The sequence below is a fragment of the Pseudomonas sp. Irchel s3f10 genome (assembly GCF_900187515.1).
Classification (GTDB): Bacteria; Pseudomonadota; Gammaproteobacteria; order Pseudomonadales; family Pseudomonadaceae; genus Aquipseudomonas; species Aquipseudomonas tensinigenes.
In genome coordinates, this window is the sequence record NZ_FYDZ01000003.1 from 180783 (window position 1) to 198726 (window position 17944).

Here is a 17944-nt window from a genome sequence, read left to right on the forward strand (position 1 = left end):
CGCGCCGGGCTGTATGTCCTCAGATCAGGCGCGTTGAAAACGGATCAAACAGCCTTCCAGGTTCATAGTCGGCGGCTATCAAATCGATAGCCTGCTATTTTTCAAGGATGGTCTACCCTCAGATCAGACGTCTGAAACAAGGGGGATTTTCCATGCTCGCGCAACTTCCACCGGCCTTACAGAATCTGCAGCTACCGCTTCGACTGCGGCTCTGGGACGGCCATGAGTTCAATCTGGGGCCGGCGCCCAGCGTTACCATCGTGGTCAAGGACCCGCAGATGGTCACTCAGTTCACCCATCCTAGCCTTGATGCGCTCGGAGCGGCATTCGTTGAAGGCAAACTCGAACTGGAGGGCTCGATCAGCGAAGTCATCCGGGTCTGCGACGAATTGAGCAATGCCTTGCTCGGTGAAGATGAAGACAGTAACCCCGTGCGTTCGGTGCACGACAAGGAAACCGACGCCAAAGCCATCTCCTACCACTACGACCTGTCCAATGCGTTCTACCAGCTCTGGCTGGACAGCGACATGGCGTATTCCTGCGCGTATTTCGAAACGGGCAGCGAAACGCTTGAGCAAGCGCAACAAGCCAAATTCCGTCATCTGTGCCGCAAGCTGCGTTTGCAGCCGGGTGACTATCTGCTGGATGTCGGGTGCGGTTGGGGTGGGCTGGCACGGTATGCCGCTCGAGAGTTCGGCGCCAAGGTCTTCGGCATCACCCTGAGCAAGGAACAGCTTGAACTGGCACGCGAGCGGGTTGAAGCCGAAGGCCTGGAAGACCAGATCGAACTGCAGTTGCTCGACTACCGCGATTTGCCGCAGGACGGGCGTTTCGACAAGGTCGTCAGCGTCGGCATGTTCGAACACGTCGGCCACGCCAATCTCGCCGAGTACTGCAAAACCCTGTTCGGCGCGGTCAAGGAGGGCGGTCTGGTGATGAACCATGGCATCACCGCCAAACACACCGATGGTCGTCCGGTGGGGCGCGGTGCCGGGGAATTCATCGAGAAATACGTATTCCCCAACGGTGAGTTACCGCACCTGGCGATGATCTCGGCCGAGATCAGCGAAGCGGGCCTTGAGATTGTCGACGTCGAAAGTCTGCGCCTGCATTACGCGCGCACGCTGGATCACTGGAGCGAGCGGCTGGAGGACAATCTCGAAGCCGCCGGCAAACTGGTACCGGATCAAGCGCTGCGCATCTGGCGTTTGTACCTGGCCGGTTGCGCCTACGCGTTCGCGCGTGGCTGGATCAATCTGCACCAGATCCTCGCGGTAAAGGCCCACCCGGATGGCAGCCATGAATTGCCGTGGACTCGCGACGACATCTATAACCCTTAACACTGAACAATCCTCTCTCCCTTGGCCGATGGTCAGGGTGAAGGGTTTTTAGAGAATCGGCGAAATCAGCCGGGCGATCCGCATGCCGACCTGTTGCAGGCGGTGGATCTCCCGGCTTTCTTCCTTGGCAATTTCATAGGCTTGCTCGAAATCCTCTTTGAGCATGTTTTCCACACTGGCGGCAAAGTCACTGTCGACGGTCAGCAGCATCACTTCGAAATTCAGCCGGAATGAGCGGTTGTCCAGATTGGCGCTGCCGATGGCGCTGATCTCGCTGTCGATCAACACCACTTTCTGATGCAGGAAACCGGGTTCGTAGCGGAATACCCGCACGCCGGCGCGCACGGCTTCAAATGCGTAAAGGCTGGAAGCGGCGTAGACGATGCGGTGATCGGGACGCGACGGCAGTAGCAATCGAACATCGACCCCACGCAACACGGCCAAACGCAATGCAGCGAACACGGCTTCATCAGGGATGAAATACGGGCTGGTGATCCACACTCGCTCGGTCGCCGCGTGAATCGCTTCGACAAAGAACAGCGAGCAGGTTTCGTAGGCATCCGCCGGGCCGCTGGCGAGCAATTGGCAGAGCACGCCGTCATCCGGGTATTCATCGGGCAGGATCAGTGGCGGCAGGGTGCGCGCGGCCCAGAACCAGTCTTCGGCAAAGGATTCCTGCATACACGCGACGACCGGGCCACGTACCTTCACATGGGTATCGCGCCAAGGTGCCAGTGGTGGTTTTTCGCCCATGTATTCATCGCCGACGTTATGTCCGCCGACAAAGCCGACCACGCCATCGACCACGACGATCTTGCGGTGGTTACGGAAGTTGACCTGAAAGCGATTGAGCCAGCCGCTGCGTGTGGCGAATGCTTTGACCTCGACGCCGCCATCGCGCAATGCCTGCACATAACTGTGGGGCAGGGCGTGGCTACCGATGCCGTCGTAGAGCAGGTGAATAGACACGCCTTCGGCGGCTTTCCTCAGTAACAGATCGCGCAGGCGCTGGCCGAGCCGATCATCGTGAATGATGAAAAACTGGATCAGCACCGCTTCTTTCGCTTGATCGATAGCCTGGAAGATCGCGTCGAAAGTGGCCGCACCGTTTATCAACAGTTGCACTTGATTGTTCGCCAGGCACGGCATGCGACCGAGTTTGGGCATGGCGCGTAACGAGGCGTAGGCATTCGAGGCGCGCGCAGTCAGTGCCTCTTCCACCCACGGACGCCAGTTCAATTCGGAGATGGCCTGACGCATCTGTTCATTCGCCTGGCGCCGCGCCTTGATGTAACCATCAAAAGTGCTGCTGCCGAACACCAGGTACGGAATAAGCGTGAGGTAGGGAATGAAGATCAGCGACAATGCCCAGGCGATCGAGCCTTGGGCCGTGCGCACGGTGAGCACCGCATGGATGGCGGCGATCATGCCGAGGGTGTGTATCAGGGCGATCAGATAACCGAAAATGTGCGGTCCAAAATAATCCATGGGGCAGCCTTGCTCCGGAAGATTCAATGCTTAACAGACCATGTTCTGCCACGAATGTCGCTATTTAATTGGGGCATGAACCGAAGCAATCGGCCGACGTCTAACGGCCACTACTGATCAGGAGTTTTTCGATGAACGTTCGTCTGCTGGGTTTGGCGCTGGGCCTGGGTTTGGCATTGCCGGTGGTTGCGCAGGCGCAGATGCTGCAGCCGGGGCTGTGGGAAATGACATCGAGCAACGTCAAGGTTGATGATCAGCCAATGGATGTGCAATCGATCCTCGGCCAGCTGCAAGGCCAGATGACCCCGCAACAGCGTGCAGCGCTGGAGAAGAACGGGATCAATATCGGCGGCAAGGGTATTCGCGCGTGTCTGACGCCGCAGCAAGTGGCGACCAACGATATTCCGCTGGCCGATCCGCAATCGGGTTGCAAACAGCAGATTACCGAGCGCAGCGGCAACCAATGGAAATTCCGTTTCAGTTGCCCGAAAGCGCAGGGCACCGGGGTGGCGACGTTCCTCAGTGATCGTGAGTTCACCACCGTGGCCAACGGCACGTTCAATGCGATCGGGATCAACCAGAAGGGCAGTCTGGAGACCCGCGCTGTTTGGCTCGGCCAGGATTGCGGCGCTGTGAAACCCCGAGCCTAATGCGATCCCTGTAGGGGCTGCGGCACGCTGCGATCTTTTGATCTTGATTGTCAAAAACAAGATCAAAAGATCGCAGCCTCGTTTCACTCGTCAGCTCCTACAGGGTTTTTGAATCAGCGCATAAATCGTAGCGCCAACCCCCGACATCCCTCATTCACCCGCCCATCCCGCCAGGCAATCTGCCCCGAAACAATCGTCGCATTCACCCGATGCCGAAAGCTGCGCCCGGCGAACGGTGTCCATCCGCACTGCGACAGAATCGGTTGCCGATCGACCTCCAGCGTTTGCCGTTCAACCAGCACCAGATCCGCCCAATACCCCTCACGTAAATACCCACGATCCGGAATCGCAAACAGATCCGCGACGCGATGGCTGGTCTTCGCCACCAAGGTCGTGATCGGCAAAATTCCATCCGCCACAAGGTCCATCAGTGCCGGTAATGCATGCTGCACCAGTGGCAGTCCCGAGGGTGCCTGAGCGTAAGGCCGCTGCTTTTCCTCCCAGGTATGCGGCGCATGATCGCTGCCGATCACGTCCAGCCGATTGCTGTTCAAAGCTTCACGCAAGGCATCGCGATCATTTTGAGTCTTGATCGCCGGGTTGCACTTGAGCAGATTGCCGAGGCTTGGGTAGTCGCGATCATCGAACAGCAAATGATGCAGACAGACTTCAGCGGTGATGCGTTTCTGTGTCAGCGGTTTGTCTTCAAACAACGCCAGTTCACGCGCCGTAGTCAGGTGCAAAACGTGCAGGCGCGTGCCGTGACGTTGCGCCAGCTCCACCGCCAGTGAAGAGGATCGATAACATGCCTCGGCATTGCGGATAAGCGGGTGAGCGCCGGGCGGTATTCGCTCACCGAACAACTCACGCAGATTGGCCGCGTTGGCGTCGATGCTCGGCGTGTGTTCGCAGTGCGCCAACAGAATTGTCGGCACCTCTGAGAACAGCCGCTCAAGAATCTGTGGATCATCCACCAACATGTTGCCGGTTGATGCGCCCATGAACACTTTGACGCCGGCAACTTCACAGGGATTGAGCGCGGCGACTGTGGCAAGGTTGTCCTGACTCACGCCAAAGTGAAAACCATAATTGGCCACCGAACTGATCGCTGCTCGACGTTTTTTATCCGCCAGTGCTTCGAGGGTGAGGGTGGCCGGGTTTGTATTGGGCATGTCCATGAAACTGGTGATGCCGCCGGCGACGGCCGCACGCGACTCGGTATGTATGCTGCCCTTGGCCGGCGCACCCGGTTCGCGGAAATGTACCTGGTCATCGATCATGCCCGGCAGCAGCCATTGGCCATTGGCGTCGATTTCTACCGCCGCGTTTTCGCCGTCGATGCTACGGGCGATCTTGACGATTCGCCCGTTGCTGACCAAGACCTCTCCTTCGAACTCGCGACCCTCGTTAACCAGTCTGGCGTTGCGAATCAGCACGCTGCTCATGGTTCAAAACTCGTTCTGCAAGGCTTTGTAGCCGCGCACCAGATCGACGTTGGTGCGCGCCACGTCTTCGGAAAACTCCGAGGCACTGACGCTCACCGGCGGAAATTGCGAGAGGTCGGTGTTCGGTCCGATGCGGGTGGTGGAGGGCACGTAGAACGCCTCGGGTAAATCGCGGCCGTCGACCACCGAGTTGTGCCGCACCACGCAGCCGTTACCGACGACACAGTTGAACAGCACGCTGTTGAAACCGATAAACACCCGATCGCCGACCACGCAGGGGCCATGCATGATCGAGCGGTGGGCGATGGAACTGAACTCGCCGATGGTGACTGCCGCGCCGGATTTGGAGTGGATCACCACGCCATCCTGAATATTTGAATTGGCGCCGATGGTGATCGGCTCCATCTCGCCCGAGGCGTCCACTTCGTCGGCGCGGATCACCGCGTAGGGACCGACGAACACGTTCTCGCCGATCACCACTTTGCCGCAGATGATTGCGGTCTTGTCGACGTAGGCTGACTCAGCAATTTGCGGTAAATCACCGGATGGATTCTTGCGGATCATGGTCGGCCCAGCGCGTCGTAAAGAGTGTTGAGGTTGTATTCGAACAGACCGGTGAAGGTACTTGCCGGACCCTTCGCGGCGAGGGCGTCGGAGTACAACGTGCCACCGATGTGCGCGCCGCTTTCGTCAGCGATCTGCTTGAGCAAGCGTGCGTCCTTGATGTTTTCCATGAACACCGCTTTGACTTTGGCCTGGCGAATCTGGGTGATCAGCGCGGCGACTTCGGCGGCCGAGGGTTCACGCTCCGTGGACAAACCCTGTGGCGCCATGAAATCGATGCCGTACGCCTGACCGAGATACCCGAAGGCGTCGTGGCTGGTGACGATCTTGCGATTGCCCGGCGGAAGCGAACCGAGTTTGACCTTGGCTTCAGCCAGCAGCGCGTAGATCTGCTTCAGGTAGGTTTTACTGTTGCGTTCGTAGTCGGCTTTGTTCGCCGGATCCGCAGCGATCAGTGCCTTGGTGATATTGGCGACGTACAACTCGGCGTTCGCCAGGTTGTGCCAGGCATGCGGGTCGGGAACGGTTTCGCCGTCCTCATCCAGTGATCGGGGAATCACGCCATGGCTGGCACTGATGACGGTGGCTTTGGTCTCGGTGCTGGTCACCAGTCGGTCCAGCCATGGCTCGAAACCGAGGCCGTTCTTGATGATCAGTTTGGCGCTGAGCAATGCCTTGGCATCGTCCGGTGTCGGCTCGTAGGTGTGTGCGTCGGCGTCCGGGCCGACCATGTTGGTGATCTGGATATGCTCGCCGCCGACCTGATGAACCATGTCGGCGAGAATGCTGAAGCTGGTCACCACCGGCAATTTTTCCGCCGCCGACAAGGACATCGACAGCATCAGGCTGAACAGCACGAGTAGAACGCGCATCGGGAAACACCTCATTGGGATGTGAGCAACGGTGGGCGGCGTAACAGACCGTGTACCGGCCCGAACACCACGGACAACAGATAGCCGAGGCCTGCGACCAGCACGATGGCCGGGCCGCTTGGCAGCGAGTAGTAGAACGACAAGAGCAAGCCGATCCAGACCGAGAGACACCCGATGACCGCTGCGATAACGATCAGGATCGGCAGTCGGCGGCTCCAGAATCGCGAAGCGGCGGCGGGAAGCATCATCAGTCCAACCACCATCAGTGCGCCGATGGCCTGGAAACCGATCACCAGATTGAGCACCACCAGCGTCAGAAAGACGCCGTGAGCGAGTGGACCGAGGCGGCTGACCGTTCTCAAGAACAGTGGGTCGAGGGTGTCAAGCAACAGCGGTTTGTAGATCAGCGCCATAGCGATCAGGCTGAATGCCGAGACCCATAACATGCCGTTGAGGGTCGGCCCGTCGACGGCCAGTGCTGAGCCGAACAGCAGGTGCAACAGATCGAGGCGTTTGCCGGCGATGCCGAGAATCAGTACGCCGCTGGCGAGGGAAATGGGATAGATCGCGGCGAGGCTGGCGTCTTCACGCAGGCCCGTGCGACGGGTGATCCAGGCGGCGAGGCCGGCCATGCTCAGGCCTGCGCCAAGACCACCGAGCGTCAGTGCAGGCAGACTCAGACCGGCGAACCAGAAACCCAATGCAGCGCCGGGGAGGATGCCGTGGGCAACAGCGTCACCGATCAGGCTCATCCGTCGCAGAATCAAAAACACGCCGAGCGGCGCAGTGCTGCACGCTAATACCAAGCCGCCGAGCAGGGCGCGGCGCATGAATACAAATTCGTTGAACGGCTGCCAGAAATGAGCGACGGCGAGCATCAGGCCACCTGCGTGTGAGGGGTTTGCCGGATCAATTCGTTGCTGGCTCCGAACACGCATTCGCGGTTTTTGATCAGCAAGGTTTGCGGGATGTGCTGGCGTACGGCGGCGAGGTCGTGGCACACGACGAGCAGTGTTCGGCCTTCGCGATGCCAGGTATGGATGTGCTGCCAGAGCAGTTGTTGGCCGAGTTCATCGAGTGCGGCGTGGGGTTCGTCGAGCAACAGCACCGCAGCGTCGGTCAGACTCAGTCGGGCGAGAAGGGCACGTTGCAGTTCGCCGCCGGACAGGGCCATGAGGGGACGCCGTTCAAGCCCGCTGAGGTGCCAGTTTTCCAGAGCGTCTTTCAGACGTTGTGCGCGCAATTGTGTTGAAAGCCGTCGCCCCCAGAAACCGGCGCTGATCAACTCTTCCAGGCTGATGGGGAATTGTCGGTCGAGATGCTGTTGCTGGGGCAGGAATGACAACCCGCTTTGACGTGGAACACTGAGGGCAACGTTACCTGCCAAAGGTTTCTGCAATCCGGCGATGACTTTCAGCAGGCTGCTCTTGCCACAGCCATTGGCACCGATGATTGCGGTCAGGCTGCCACTGTCGAACTCAAGACTCAGCGGGTTCGTCAGTGGTTGGCCCGGTGCGCCCCAACTCAGCGATTGGCAGCGAATCATGCCTGTTCACGCTGCCAGTGGCTTTCGGCGACGGCGTCGTGGGCGTGCAGGCTTTCAGCGTGAATCACTCGCAGCTGGAATGCGTGGACTCCCGGTGTGCGACGCAGTGCCAGATTCAGACGGCGTGCGGCATCTTCACAGAACATCAGGTTTTGGCCGTTGGCGAGGGCGAAGGCTTGTTCGTCCGCACGTTTTACGGCGGTTTGTACGGCGGTGCCAAGGGCCGCTTCGGCGTCATTGATGATCACGCTCAATGGGAACTCATCGATGAATTCGTCGAGGTGTAGATGCAATTGCGCAGTGCTGCGTTGGCTGTGAGGCGTGGCGACGATGCCTTGAGTCGAACCTAGCCATGCCAAAACGTCTGCGTGCTGAAGGCCTTTGTTGGCGAAGTCGTCGATAAATTGTTGCTGGATTAACTGCCGCGCCAGCGCCGCTGAGCAAGGGCAGGTCGAAGAGTAGTGCACGTCAATTTTGAGTTCCACGTGGAACATTTGATTTTTCAGGCTTGCCGAAATAGTTGCTGGATAGGATTTCCAGCCGGCCAATGGGCTGATCAGCGCAGGGCGCTTCAGCAGTAAGTCGCAGTGAATATTCACGTACGCACAGTTGGACAGCCCTTGGTGGCTTTCCAGAAAACGCTTGAGTAGCTGGTGCAGGAGAGTAGGTGTCAGGCGTTCCTGTTCAAGTGTCTCCAGGGCCAAATACAGCCGAGACATATGAATGCCGCGCGCCTCGCCATCATCAAGGCTCACTCCAGCGTCAGCCTTGGCATTCAGGTGTTGGCCTTCCAAAAAAACAGGTAACGCGATGCCCTGCATGCCCACCCATTCGAGTGGCAAAGCTTGGCGAGCAGTCTGCGCGGCGATATCCGGGAGTGAAAGCGAATTCATGTTCGGGACCATCATGGTGATTCAATTCAATGTTACATTATAACAATTCAAATCACGATGTCTTTTTCATGAACAGGTTTTCATATGCACAGACGTCAAGTGCTCAATCTGATTTTGGCCAGCGCCGCTTTTGCTTTGCCCTTCAGTGTGTCTGCTACGCAAATTCGTCAGGCACGACTTTGGCGATCTGAGGACAAAGTGCGGCTGGTGTTCGATTTGAGTGGGCCGGTCAGCTACAAGACCTTCACGCTCAGTGCGCCTGAACGACTAATCATTGATGTGAGTGGGGCAAGCTTGGGTGGAGATTTCAGCCAGTTGGCGCTCAACGACACAGTGATACGCGCGATCCGATCCGGGCCATTGGGTCAGGGTGATACGCGGATTGTTCTGGATCTGAGCAGCCCGGTATTACTGAACAGCTTTCTTTTGGCGCCGCAAGACGGACAAAGTCATCGCTTGGTATTGGATTTGGTCAGCGCAAAACCGATGCAAATAGCTCCAAAGGTTCCACGTGAAACACCGCAGATCAGCGCTCATCCGAAGCGCGACATCATCGTAGTCGTCGATCCAGGGCATGGCGGAAAGGATCCCGGTGCGGTGGGTGCGAAAGGTGAGCGGGAAAAAGATGTGGTGCTTTCCATTGCTCAGCTACTCGCCAAGCGCCTGAAAAAGGAGAAGGGCTTTGACGTAAAGCTGGTACGCAATGACGACTTTTTCGTTCCATTGCGTAAGCGCGTGGCGATCGCCCGTCAGCACAAAGCTGACATTTTTATCTCGGTGCATGCCGATGCAGCGCCGCGTCTGACGGCTTCTGGCGCATCGGTGTATTGCCTTTCTGAGGGGGGCGCAACGTCGGCGACTGCGCGCTTCATGGCGCAGCGAGAGAACGGCGCCGACCTGCTCGGTGCAACGAGTCTGCTCAACTTGAAAGATAAAGACCCGATGCTCGCCGGTGTGATTCTCGACATGTCGATGAATGCAACGATTGCCGCCAGTTTGCAGCTTGGCAGTACGGTGCTGGGCAGCCTTGCCGACATTACGACTCTGCACCAGAAGCGCGTGGAACAGGCCGGATTCGCAGTACTGAAATCGCCGGACGTGCCTTCAATCCTGGTGGAAACCGGCTTTATTTCCAATGCGCGGGACAGCCAGCGATTGGTCACCGCTCGGCATCAGCAAGCCGTAGCAGACGGTTTGTTTAAAGGATTGCAGCGCTACTTTGAAAAGAATCCTCCCGTCGACAGTTACCTGGCCTGGCAGCAGGCGCAGCAAGAGGACCAGGTCTAACAGCCGGTGATCCGGCTGCAGGTGAACTTCGCGCTGCTACCGCCCGAGCTAGAGAACCGATTGATCGTCGTCCAGCCGACACGTCGTGTGTAGCCCACCCAGGCTTCGCCGTCAGAGGCGACGCCAGTAAAGAACGTCAACTGACCGAAACGGCTATTGGTTTGCGCCCAATAACGCCGGCCAGTTTTTTCAAACCCACGCAGATAAAGCGTGTCGCCGACGGTGTTGACGCTATAGGCGTTGCCGTCGGCATCGACGCAGGCCAACAGATTTGCGCTGCGTGTACAGGTTGCAAGTGCCGGTAACTGAGCCGATGCATTGCCGATCATTAACAATCCAAGGCTCAACAACGAGTATTTCAGCGCAGTTTTCATTACGAGTTCCGGAGTGGTATCGGCTCAGCTTCCTGCGGTTTATCGCTCAAGACAAGAGAAGGGCTGGTTTATTCATATTGTTATACTATAACATAAAAAATAACCAAGCCTGAGCAGGCCGATTTCAAGCGTTTACTTTCAGCGAAAACCATCGCACGAAGCACAAAAACGCCAAGCGCCTCCAAAGCGCTAATCGGCTGCCATTTAAAGAGGATTATCCAATGTCAGCCGAATTGCCCGTCACCGTACTTTCAGGATTTCTCGGCGCTGGAAAAAGTACACTTTTGAATTACGTACTACGTAATCGAAAGGGTTTGCGTGTTGCTGTCATCGTCAACGATATGAGCGAGATCAATATTGATGGCAGCGAAGTCCAGCGTGATGTCAGCCTGAATCGTGCAGAAGAAAAAATAGTCGAAATGAGTAACGGCTGTATCTGCTGTACGTTACGCGAAGACCTGCTTGAAGAAGTCAGCAAGCTCGCCCGGGAAGGGCGCTTCGATTATTTGCTGATCGAATCCACCGGCATCTCCGAGCCGCTGCCGGTCGCAGAAACCTTCACTTTTCGCGATGAACACGGGCAAAGCCTCTCGGACATCGCTCGTCTCGACACCATGGTCACTGTAGTCGACGGTGTGAATTTCCTCCCGGACTACCAGGCGGCAGAAAGCCTCGCTTCGCGTGGCGAAATCCTCGGCGAAGAAGACGAACGCTCCATCACCGACCTGTTGATCGAGCAGATCGAGTTCGCCGACGTGCTGTTGATCAGCAAGATCGACCTGATCAGCCAGCACGAGCGCGAAGAGTTGATTGCCATCCTCAAACGCCTCAACGCCCAGGCTGAAATCATTCCAATGGTGATGGGCGAAGTGCCGTTGGAGAAGATCCTCAACACGGGTCGATTTGACTTCGACAAAGCCGCCCAGGCACCGGGCTGGCTGCAAGAGTTGCGCGGTGAGCACGTGCCAGAAACCGACGAGTACGGCATTGCCTCCACGGCTTACCGCGCACGCCGCCCGTTTCACCCGGAGCGCTTCTACCACTTCATCGACCGCCCGTGGCTGAACGGAAAATTGCTGCGCTCCAAAGGATTCTTCTGGCTGGCGAGCAAACCCACAGACGCTGGCAGCTGGTCGCAGGCCGGCGGGCTGATGCGTCATGGTTTCGCCGGGCGCTGGTGGCGTTTTGTGCCGAAAAACCAATGGCCACAGGATCAGGAAAGTACCGCCGCGATCATGGAAAACTGGACGCCGAGCGTAGGCGACTGTCGTCAGGAGCTGGTTTTCATCGGTCAGAACATCGATTTCCTACAGCTCTCCGACGAATTGGACGGCTGCCTGCTGACCGATGAAGAAATGGCCCTCGGCGTAGAAGGCTGGCGATTGCTGGCGGATCCGTTCGGCCCTTGGCATGAAGAGGCTGCCTGATGCTTGCACTCAAACTCATGCAAAACCGCACGCGTCATCAGCATCAAGGCCCGACGCCAGGGACGCTGACGCGAATTCTTGATGACGACACCAATCTCGCCGTCTGGCAGCGGCAACTGCCGTTGCACATCAGTGATTTCGCTCAGTTATTGCTGTCGCTCAACGAACCGTTAGCGGAATCGTTGTGTCTGGAGCTGGCGAGCGAGGACGCCGAGGCTGATCTCACCGGGCTGGCATCAGGCTTTCGTGATCTGGAAGGCTATGAAGGCTTTATCGCCGATCTGAAATGGCTGGTGAGCGCTTTCGCCTGTTTGCTGGGAGCCAAGCGCATTGGCCTGCGCCTGCGGGTACTCGATAAAGCCATGTGCCCGCGTTTCCACGTCGATCACGTGCCAGTACGGCTGATCACCACCTACGCCGGCGTCGGTAGCCAATGGCTCAAGGAAGGCGCGATGGATCGCAGTCAGCTGGGACAGGCCAACGCCGAACCCCAAGTGCAAATCCAGCAACTCACCAGTGGTGACGTCGCGCTGTTGAAAGGCGAGAAATGGCACGGCAATGAAGGCTTCGGCTTGATCCATCGCTCGCCGCAACCGGGCTCGGGCGAGCGTCGTCTGATACTGACCCTCGACTGGCTCGGCTGATGCCTCAAGGCTTGAGCCAAGAACCCTGGCTTTGGCCTTCGCAGTACGGCTTCAGATACGCGGCATCGGTGGCGATGCCGTAATAATGGATGTCCTGGCGATAAGGCATATTGGCGATCTGCGCGTTGCTGCACACACCAAACGCACCGCTCGGGCATTGATCGACGTACTGTACTTCGACTTTCTGTCCGGCCAGCGTTGGCTGGCAGAAACCGTCACTGAACAGTTTTTCCGGAATGTTGCGGTTCTGCTGACAGACTTTGACGTCGAGCCGCTCACCCTGACTGTGCACCACGCAGGCCTGAGCCCACGCTTCACTCGACAGCAGCGTCAACAGCAACGACCATCCCATCCAACGCATCTTTGCATCTCCCAAAAAAGCTCCCGACCATGTTGCAGAACATTCCTACCCATGTCATTGCTGGCCCTTTGGGCGCCGGCAAGACCAGCCTGATTCGTCAACTGATGGCTCAGCGGCCGGCTGGCGAGCGCTGGGCGGTGTTGATCAACGAGTTCGGCCAGATCGGCCTCGATGCCGCATTGCTGACGAGTGACGCCGATGGTATCGCACTGGGCGAAGTGGCCGGTGGCTGCTTGTGCTGTGTCAATGGCGCGCCTTTTCAGATTGGTCTTGGGCGGCTGTTGCGCAAGGCGCGGCCGGATCGGCTATTCATCGAACCGTCCGGGCTGGGGCATCCGGCGCAGTTGCTCAAACAGTTGAATGAGGCGCCGTGGTTAGGTGTGCTGGCGGTGCAGCCTTGTGTGTTGGTACTGGATGCTCAGGCGCTTGAAGCGGGGAGAGCCTTGCCGGCAGCGCAACAGGAAGCCTTGGCAACCGCTGGCCTGCTGTTGATGAACAAGGCTGAAAACCTTGATGACAGGGCCAGGGAAAAAATCGCCAGCCAGTTGCCGCCAGTGCCGTTGATCTGGACTCGAGAGGCGCAATTAAGCCTGAGCGAACTGCCGGGCCTGGCCGCAAAAGCGCTCAACGGTGTGGATAACCTGGCTTTACCCAAGGGATCAGGACAAATACCGGCCGTCTGGACTGATCCGACGCTGCCGATTTGCCTGAGTCAGGCGCAGGAGGGCGGCTGGAGCATTGGTTGGCGTTGGCATCCGGGGCAGACGTTCGACAAGCGGCGCATCGCTGACTGGCTAGCCAGCCTCAATTGGCAGCGGGCGAAACTGGTTATCCACAGCTCGGAGGGTTGGGTGTCCGCGAATGCTTTGGATAACGGAGAGCTGATTTGGCAGGCTAGCGAATGGCGAAAAGATTCACGAATCGAGCTGATCTTCGTCGACCCGCACACTATCGCTGAGTTGCAGAAGGGTTTGGCGCAATGCCGGATTCAGTGAGTCAGCTCAAGGCTTCCACTTTGTATGTTCCTGGCGCCACTGGCTTAACTCGATGACTTCGGCGCGCGGCTTGTGTACTTCAACCACCGGCGGCGTGTCGTCGAACGGTGCCGGGTAGGGCGCCAGTTCGATCTGCGCACTGTGCGCGCCAAACTGGGTGATGGTGCCGTTATGCCGGGTTTCGCCGGTCACAGTGAATTCAAAGTTGTACACCCGCGCCAGTCGTCGGCGACCGTTGGCGTCCTTGATGAACCCGATCTTCTTCAGGGCGACGTTGCCGTCGAGCAATTCGACCCGCACGTTCAGGCAATGCTGTTTGACTCGCTCCAGCGCCCGTTCGCGCAAGCCGTGGTTGTGCCATAGCCACGCGCCGGCAGCGGCGAACAGTATCAGCACGAAGATGTTTTCCAGGGTCAGCATCAACATCGAACTCCAAAAGATAGCGTCAGCTTAACTGCGTCGCCGGTCTGTCGTACAGGCTGCGTTTCGTCGCATACTGCGCGGCTTGAATTTCAATCGTTTTACGGAATGACCCGAATGAAACGTACGCCTCATCTGCTCGCCATTCAGTCCCACGTGGTGTTCGGCCACGCCGGCAACAGCGCCGCGGTTTTTCCGATGCAGCGGGTCGGGGTCAATGTCTGGCCGCTCAACACCGTGCAGTTTTCCAACCACACCCAGTACGACCAATGGGCCGGGGAAGTGCTGGCGCCGCAGCAGATTCCCGAACTGGTCGAAGGCATCGCCGCGATTGGCGAGCTAGGCAACTGCGATGCGGTGCTGTCCGGATACCTTGGCAGCGCGGCGCAGGGCCGCGCGATTCTCAGCGGCGTCGAGCGCATCAAGTCGGTCAATCCAAAGGCGTTGTATCTGTGTGATCCAGTGATGGGCCATCCGGAGAAGGGTTGCAGCGTGCCGACCGAGGTCAGCGATTTCCTCTTGGAAGAGGCGGCGGCCGTGGCGGACATCATGTGCCCGAACCAGTTGGAGCTGGACAGCTTTTCCGGGCGTAAGCCGCAGTCCTTGTTTGATTGCCTGGCGATGGCGCGCGCGTTGCTGGCGCGTGGGCCGAAAGCGGTGCTGGTCAAGCATCTGGATTATCCGGGCAAACCGGCGGATGGCTTTGAGATGTTGTTGGTGACGGCCGAAGGCAGCTGGCACCTGCGTCGTCCGTTACTGGCGTTTCCGCGTCAGCCGGTGGGCGTTGGCGATCTGACGTCCGGCCTGTTCCTGGCGCGGGTGCTGCTGGGTGACAGTCTGGTGGCGGCGTTCGAATTCACGGCGGCGGCGGTGCATGAGGTGTTGCTGGAGACTCAGGCGTGTGCCAGTTATGAACTGCAACTGGTGCGGGCGCAGGATCGGATTGCACATCCGCGGGTGAAGTTCGAGGCGACGGCGATCAGCCTGTAATCGCCTAATCGTTCAAAAAGATCGCAGCCTTCGGCAGCTCCTACATGGGAATGCAAAACCCTGTAGGAGCTGCCGAAGGCTGCGATCTTTTGCTTTTGATCTCAGGCGTCGCCCTTGATCTCCTGATAGCGCTTCTCCAGCTCCTGGCGAATCTGCCGACGCTGCTGCGCCTGCATATAACGACGCTTGTCTTCACTGTTCTGCGGTTGCAGCGGCGGCACGGCGGCCGGCTTGCGCTGGTCATCCACCGCAACCATGGTGAAGAAGCAGCTGTTGGTGTGGCGCACCGAGCGTTCGCGGATGTTCTCGGTGACGACTTTGATGCCGACTTCCATGGACGTGTTGCCGGTGTAGTTGACCGAGGCGAGGAAAGTCACCAGTTCGCCGACATGAATCGGCTCGCGGAAAATCACCTGGTCCACCGACAGGGTCACCACGTAGCGGCCGGCATAACGGCTCGCGCAGGCGTAGGCCACTTCGTCGAGGTATTTGAGCAGGGTGCCGCCGTGGACATTGCCAGAGAAGTTGGCCATGTCGGGGGTCATCAGTACCGTCATCGACAGCTGGGCGTTTCCGGGTTCCATAACGTTCTCACGGATCAAGGCTGGTTGCTGGAAGCACCTCTGCGGGTGCCTGGTCGCTTTTCAAAAGCACCGTTATCGGGACGCCGGGCGACTGGCCGCCGTCACGCCGGAATCGATCTGTTTCCATATATTGCACCGCCTTCCAGGCGGAAGTCGCGGTGTTACCCTGCAAAAGCCCGCCTCAAGGGCAATTCCCACACCAAAAGCGGATTTTTACCTAGCTCGCCCAGACTTTTCTGACGTCTGCCGGCGAGCCTCGTCATTCAAGGAGCCCACGCCATGCATGCCATCAGTTTTATTCAGGACCTGGCAGTGATCATGTTGGTCGCAGGCGTGGTGACCGTTTTGTTCCACCGTTTCAAGCAACCGGTAGTGCTTGGCTACATCGTCGCCGGTTTCATCATCGGCCCGCATACGCCGCCGTTCGGCCTGATCCACGACGAAGAAACCATCAAGACCCTCGCCGAGCTCGGGGTGATCTTCCTGATGTTCTGCCTGGGACTGGAGTTCAGCCTGCGCAAGCTGTTCAAGGTCGGCGCCACGGCGTTTATTGCGGCGTTCCTCGAAATCGTCCTGATGATCTGGATCGGCTACGAAATCGGCCAATGGTTCGTCTGGAACACCATGGACTCGCTGTTCCTCGGCGCGATTCTGGCGATATCCTCGACCACCATCATCGTCAAGGCGCTCAATGACCTGAAGATGAAGAACGAGCGCTTTGCGCAGTTGATCTTCGGCGTGCTGATCGTCGAAGACATCCTCGGCATCGGCATCATTGCGCTGCTTTCCAGCATTGCGGTCAGCGGCACGGTCAGCTCCGGCGAAGTGTTTTCCACAGTCGGCAAGCTGTCGCTGTTCATGATCGTCGCGCTGGTCATCGGCATTTTGCTGGTGCCGCGTCTGCTGGCTTATGTGGCCAAATTCGAAAGCAACGAGATGCTGCTGATCACCGTGCTCGGCCTGTGCTTCGGCTTCTGCCTGCTGGTGGTCAAGCTTGAGTACAGCATGGTGCTCGGTGCCTTCCTGATCGGCGCGATCATGGCCGAGTCGCGGCAATTGCTGAAAATCGAGCGGTTGATCGAGCCGGTCCGCGATTTGTTCAGCGCAATCTTCTTTGTCGCCATCGGGTTAATGCTCGACCCGATGATTCTTCTCGAATATGCGTGGCCGATTGCGGTGATCACCGTGGCCGTTGTCCTCGGCAAGATGTTGTCCTGTGGCCTCGGGGCGTTTATCGCCGGCAATGACGGACGTACCTCACTGCGCGTCGGGATGGGGCTGTCACAGATTGGCGAATTTTCCTTCATCATCGCCGCACTGGGCATGACCTTGCAGGTGACCAGCAACTTCCTTTATCCGGTCGCCGTGGCGGTGTCGGTGATTACCACGCTGCTGACGCCGTATCTGATCCGTGCGGCGGATCCGCTGTCGATCAAGCTGTCGGCGGCGGTGCCCAAGCCTCTTGGCCGAGTGCTGGGCATGTACGGCGAATGGTTGCGCAGCATTCAGCCGCAAGGCGAGGGCGCGATGCTGGCTTCAATTATCCGCAAGATCTTGCTGCAGGTCGGGGTCAATCTGGCGCTGGTGATTGCGATCTTCTTTAGCGGAGCATTCTTCGCCGAGCGCCTCTCGACCTGGCTGCAGGACTGGATTGCCGACCCGAGTTGGCAGAAGGCGTTGATCTGGGGTGGGGCGCTGCTGGTCTCGCTGCCGTTCTTGATCGCGGCCTATCGCAAGCTCAAGGCACTGTCGATGCTGCTGGCGGAAATGGGCGTGAAGCCAGAGATGGCCGGGCGTCACACGCAGCGAGTGCGTCGGGTGATCTCCGAAGTGATCCCGATCCTCTCGCTGCTGGTGATTTTCCTGCTGTTGGCAGCCTTGTCGGCCAGTATCTTGCCGACCAACAAGCTGCTGATGCTGATCGCCGTGGTCGCGGCCGCCGTGGCGGCACTGCTCTGGCGCTGGTTCATCCGCGTGCACACGCGGATGCAGGTGGCGCTGCTGGAAACCCTCGACAACCACAAAGAGTCGTCGGAGCATTGACCTGCCGGGGCGGCTGGCCGA

The 17944-nt window shown here is 58.4% G+C and carries 19 protein-coding genes; 8 read left to right on the plus strand and 11 right to left on the minus strand.

Features of this window, described 5'->3' with window-relative positions; translation table 11 throughout:
- Window positions 1–152: 152 nt before the first annotated feature.
- Entirely contained in the window at window positions 153–1340 is a 1188-nt protein-coding gene (cfaB, locus tag CKW17_RS09970) for a C17 cyclopropane fatty acid synthase CfaB (RefSeq protein ID WP_095119723.1), read from the plus strand.
- 48 nt (window positions 1341–1388) lie between these two features.
- Here cfaB and cls read toward each other — a convergent pair whose 3' ends face one another.
- Window positions 1389–2828 carry a cardiolipin synthase gene (gene cls, locus CKW17_RS09975; RefSeq protein WP_095119724.1) on the minus strand — a complete coding sequence of 480 codons (1440 nt, stop codon included), beginning with the start codon at window positions 2826–2828 and terminating at the stop codon, window positions 1389–1391.
- 131 nt (window positions 2829–2959) lie between these two features.
- Between cls and CKW17_RS09980 the strand changes: the two genes are divergently transcribed.
- Complete coding sequence (locus CKW17_RS09980) at window positions 2960–3478, plus strand: DUF3617 domain-containing protein (protein ID WP_095119725.1); 519 nt, start codon at window positions 2960–2962, stop codon at window positions 3476–3478.
- Between the two features lie 113 nt (window positions 3479–3591).
- Here the strand turns inward: CKW17_RS09980 and CKW17_RS09985 are convergent, their stop codons facing one another.
- Genes CKW17_RS09985 through folE2 form a run of 6 tightly spaced genes read right to left on the minus strand, consistent with a single transcriptional unit; the run spans window position 3592 to window position 8798 of the window.
- Window positions 3592–4923, minus strand: coding sequence for a dihydroorotase (locus CKW17_RS09985; protein WP_095119726.1), 1332 nt, complete (start codon window positions 4921–4923; stop codon window positions 3592–3594).
- Between the two features lie 3 nt (window positions 4924–4926).
- Window positions 4927–5487, minus strand: coding sequence for a carbonate dehydratase (locus CKW17_RS09990; protein WP_095119727.1), 561 nt, complete (start codon window positions 5485–5487; stop codon window positions 4927–4929).
- Window positions 5484–6359, minus strand: a complete 876-nt coding sequence (locus CKW17_RS09995; protein ID WP_095119728.1) for a metal ABC transporter substrate-binding protein — start codon at window positions 6357–6359, stop codon at window positions 5484–5486. The genes CKW17_RS09990 and CKW17_RS09995 overlap by 4 nt, the downstream gene beginning before the upstream one ends.
- 11 nt (window positions 6360–6370) lie before the next feature.
- Complete coding sequence (locus tag CKW17_RS10000; protein ID WP_095119729.1) at window positions 6371–7237, minus strand: metal ABC transporter permease; 867 nt, start codon at window positions 7235–7237, stop codon at window positions 6371–6373.
- Window positions 7237–7905 carry a metal ABC transporter ATP-binding protein gene (locus tag CKW17_RS10005; RefSeq protein WP_095119730.1) on the minus strand — a complete coding sequence of 223 codons (669 nt, stop codon included), beginning with the start codon at window positions 7903–7905 and terminating at the stop codon, window positions 7237–7239. The genes CKW17_RS10000 and CKW17_RS10005 overlap by 1 nt, the downstream gene beginning before the upstream one ends.
- Window positions 7902–8798: a GTP cyclohydrolase FolE2 gene (folE2, locus tag CKW17_RS10010; RefSeq protein WP_095119900.1), complete on the minus strand. Its 897-nt coding sequence runs from the start codon at window positions 8796–8798 to the stop codon at window positions 7902–7904. The genes CKW17_RS10005 and folE2 overlap by 4 nt, the downstream gene beginning before the upstream one ends.
- 84 nt (window positions 8799–8882) lie before the next feature.
- Here folE2 and CKW17_RS10015 point away from each other — a divergent pair, with 84 nt between their 5' ends.
- Window positions 8883–10085, plus strand: a complete 1203-nt coding sequence (locus tag CKW17_RS10015) for an N-acetylmuramoyl-L-alanine amidase (RefSeq protein WP_095119731.1) — start codon at window positions 8883–8885, stop codon at window positions 10083–10085.
- Here CKW17_RS10015 and CKW17_RS10020 read toward each other — a convergent pair.
- Window positions 10082–10459, minus strand: coding sequence for a glutamine synthetase (locus tag CKW17_RS10020; protein ID WP_095119732.1), 378 nt, complete (start codon window positions 10457–10459; stop codon window positions 10082–10084). The genes CKW17_RS10015 and CKW17_RS10020 overlap by 4 nt on opposite strands.
- 221 nt (window positions 10460–10680) lie before the next feature.
- Here CKW17_RS10020 and zigA point away from each other — a divergent pair, with 221 nt between their 5' ends.
- Together zigA and CKW17_RS10030 are read left to right on the plus strand one after the other, a co-directional pair.
- Complete coding sequence (zigA, locus tag CKW17_RS10025) at window positions 10681–11886, plus strand: zinc metallochaperone GTPase ZigA (RefSeq protein WP_095119733.1); 1206 nt, start codon at window positions 10681–10683, stop codon at window positions 11884–11886.
- The gene (locus tag CKW17_RS10030; RefSeq protein WP_095119734.1) at window positions 11886–12530 is read left to right on the plus strand and encodes a DUF1826 domain-containing protein; all 645 of its coding nucleotides are present in this window, start codon (window positions 11886–11888) and stop codon (window positions 12528–12530) included. Before zigA ends, CKW17_RS10030 begins: the two co-directional genes overlap by 1 nt.
- Window positions 12531–12534: 4 nt before the next feature.
- Here the strand turns inward: CKW17_RS10030 and CKW17_RS10035 are convergent, their stop codons facing one another.
- A complete protein-coding gene (locus tag CKW17_RS10035) occupies window positions 12535–12891 on the minus strand; it encodes an NADH:ubiquinone oxidoreductase (protein ID WP_095119735.1) in 357 nt (118 codons plus the stop codon).
- 29 nt (window positions 12892–12920) lie between these two features.
- Between CKW17_RS10035 and CKW17_RS10040 the strand changes: the two genes are divergently transcribed.
- Window positions 12921–13886 (plus strand): GTP-binding protein, encoded by a 966-nt coding sequence (locus CKW17_RS10040; protein ID WP_095119736.1) that lies wholly within the window; start codon window positions 12921–12923, stop codon window positions 13884–13886.
- A 6-nt stretch (window positions 13887–13892) separates the two neighbouring features.
- Here CKW17_RS10040 and CKW17_RS10045 read toward each other — a convergent pair whose 3' ends face one another.
- The gene (locus tag CKW17_RS10045) at window positions 13893–14306 is read right to left on the minus strand and encodes a DUF3301 domain-containing protein (RefSeq protein WP_026000521.1); all 414 of its coding nucleotides are present in this window, start codon (window positions 14304–14306) and stop codon (window positions 13893–13895) included.
- Window positions 14307–14423: 117 nt separating this feature from the next.
- On the opposite strand from CKW17_RS10045, the gene pdxY reads away from it, so the two are divergent.
- Window positions 14424–15296 carry a pyridoxal kinase PdxY gene (gene pdxY, locus CKW17_RS10050; protein ID WP_095119737.1) on the plus strand — a complete coding sequence of 291 codons (873 nt, stop codon included), beginning with the start codon at window positions 14424–14426 and terminating at the stop codon, window positions 15294–15296.
- Window positions 15297–15397: 101 nt separating this feature from the next.
- On the opposite strand, the gene CKW17_RS10055 is transcribed toward pdxY, so the two are convergent.
- Window positions 15398–15880 (minus strand): acyl-CoA thioesterase, encoded by a 483-nt coding sequence (locus tag CKW17_RS10055; RefSeq protein ID WP_003229693.1) that lies wholly within the window; start codon window positions 15878–15880, stop codon window positions 15398–15400.
- Window positions 15881–16159: 279 nt separating this feature from the next.
- On the opposite strand from CKW17_RS10055, the gene CKW17_RS10060 reads away from it, so the two are divergent.
- Complete coding sequence (locus CKW17_RS10060) at window positions 16160–17923, plus strand: cation:proton antiporter (RefSeq protein ID WP_095119738.1); 1764 nt, start codon at window positions 16160–16162, stop codon at window positions 17921–17923.
- Window positions 17924–17944: the final 21 nt, after the last annotated feature.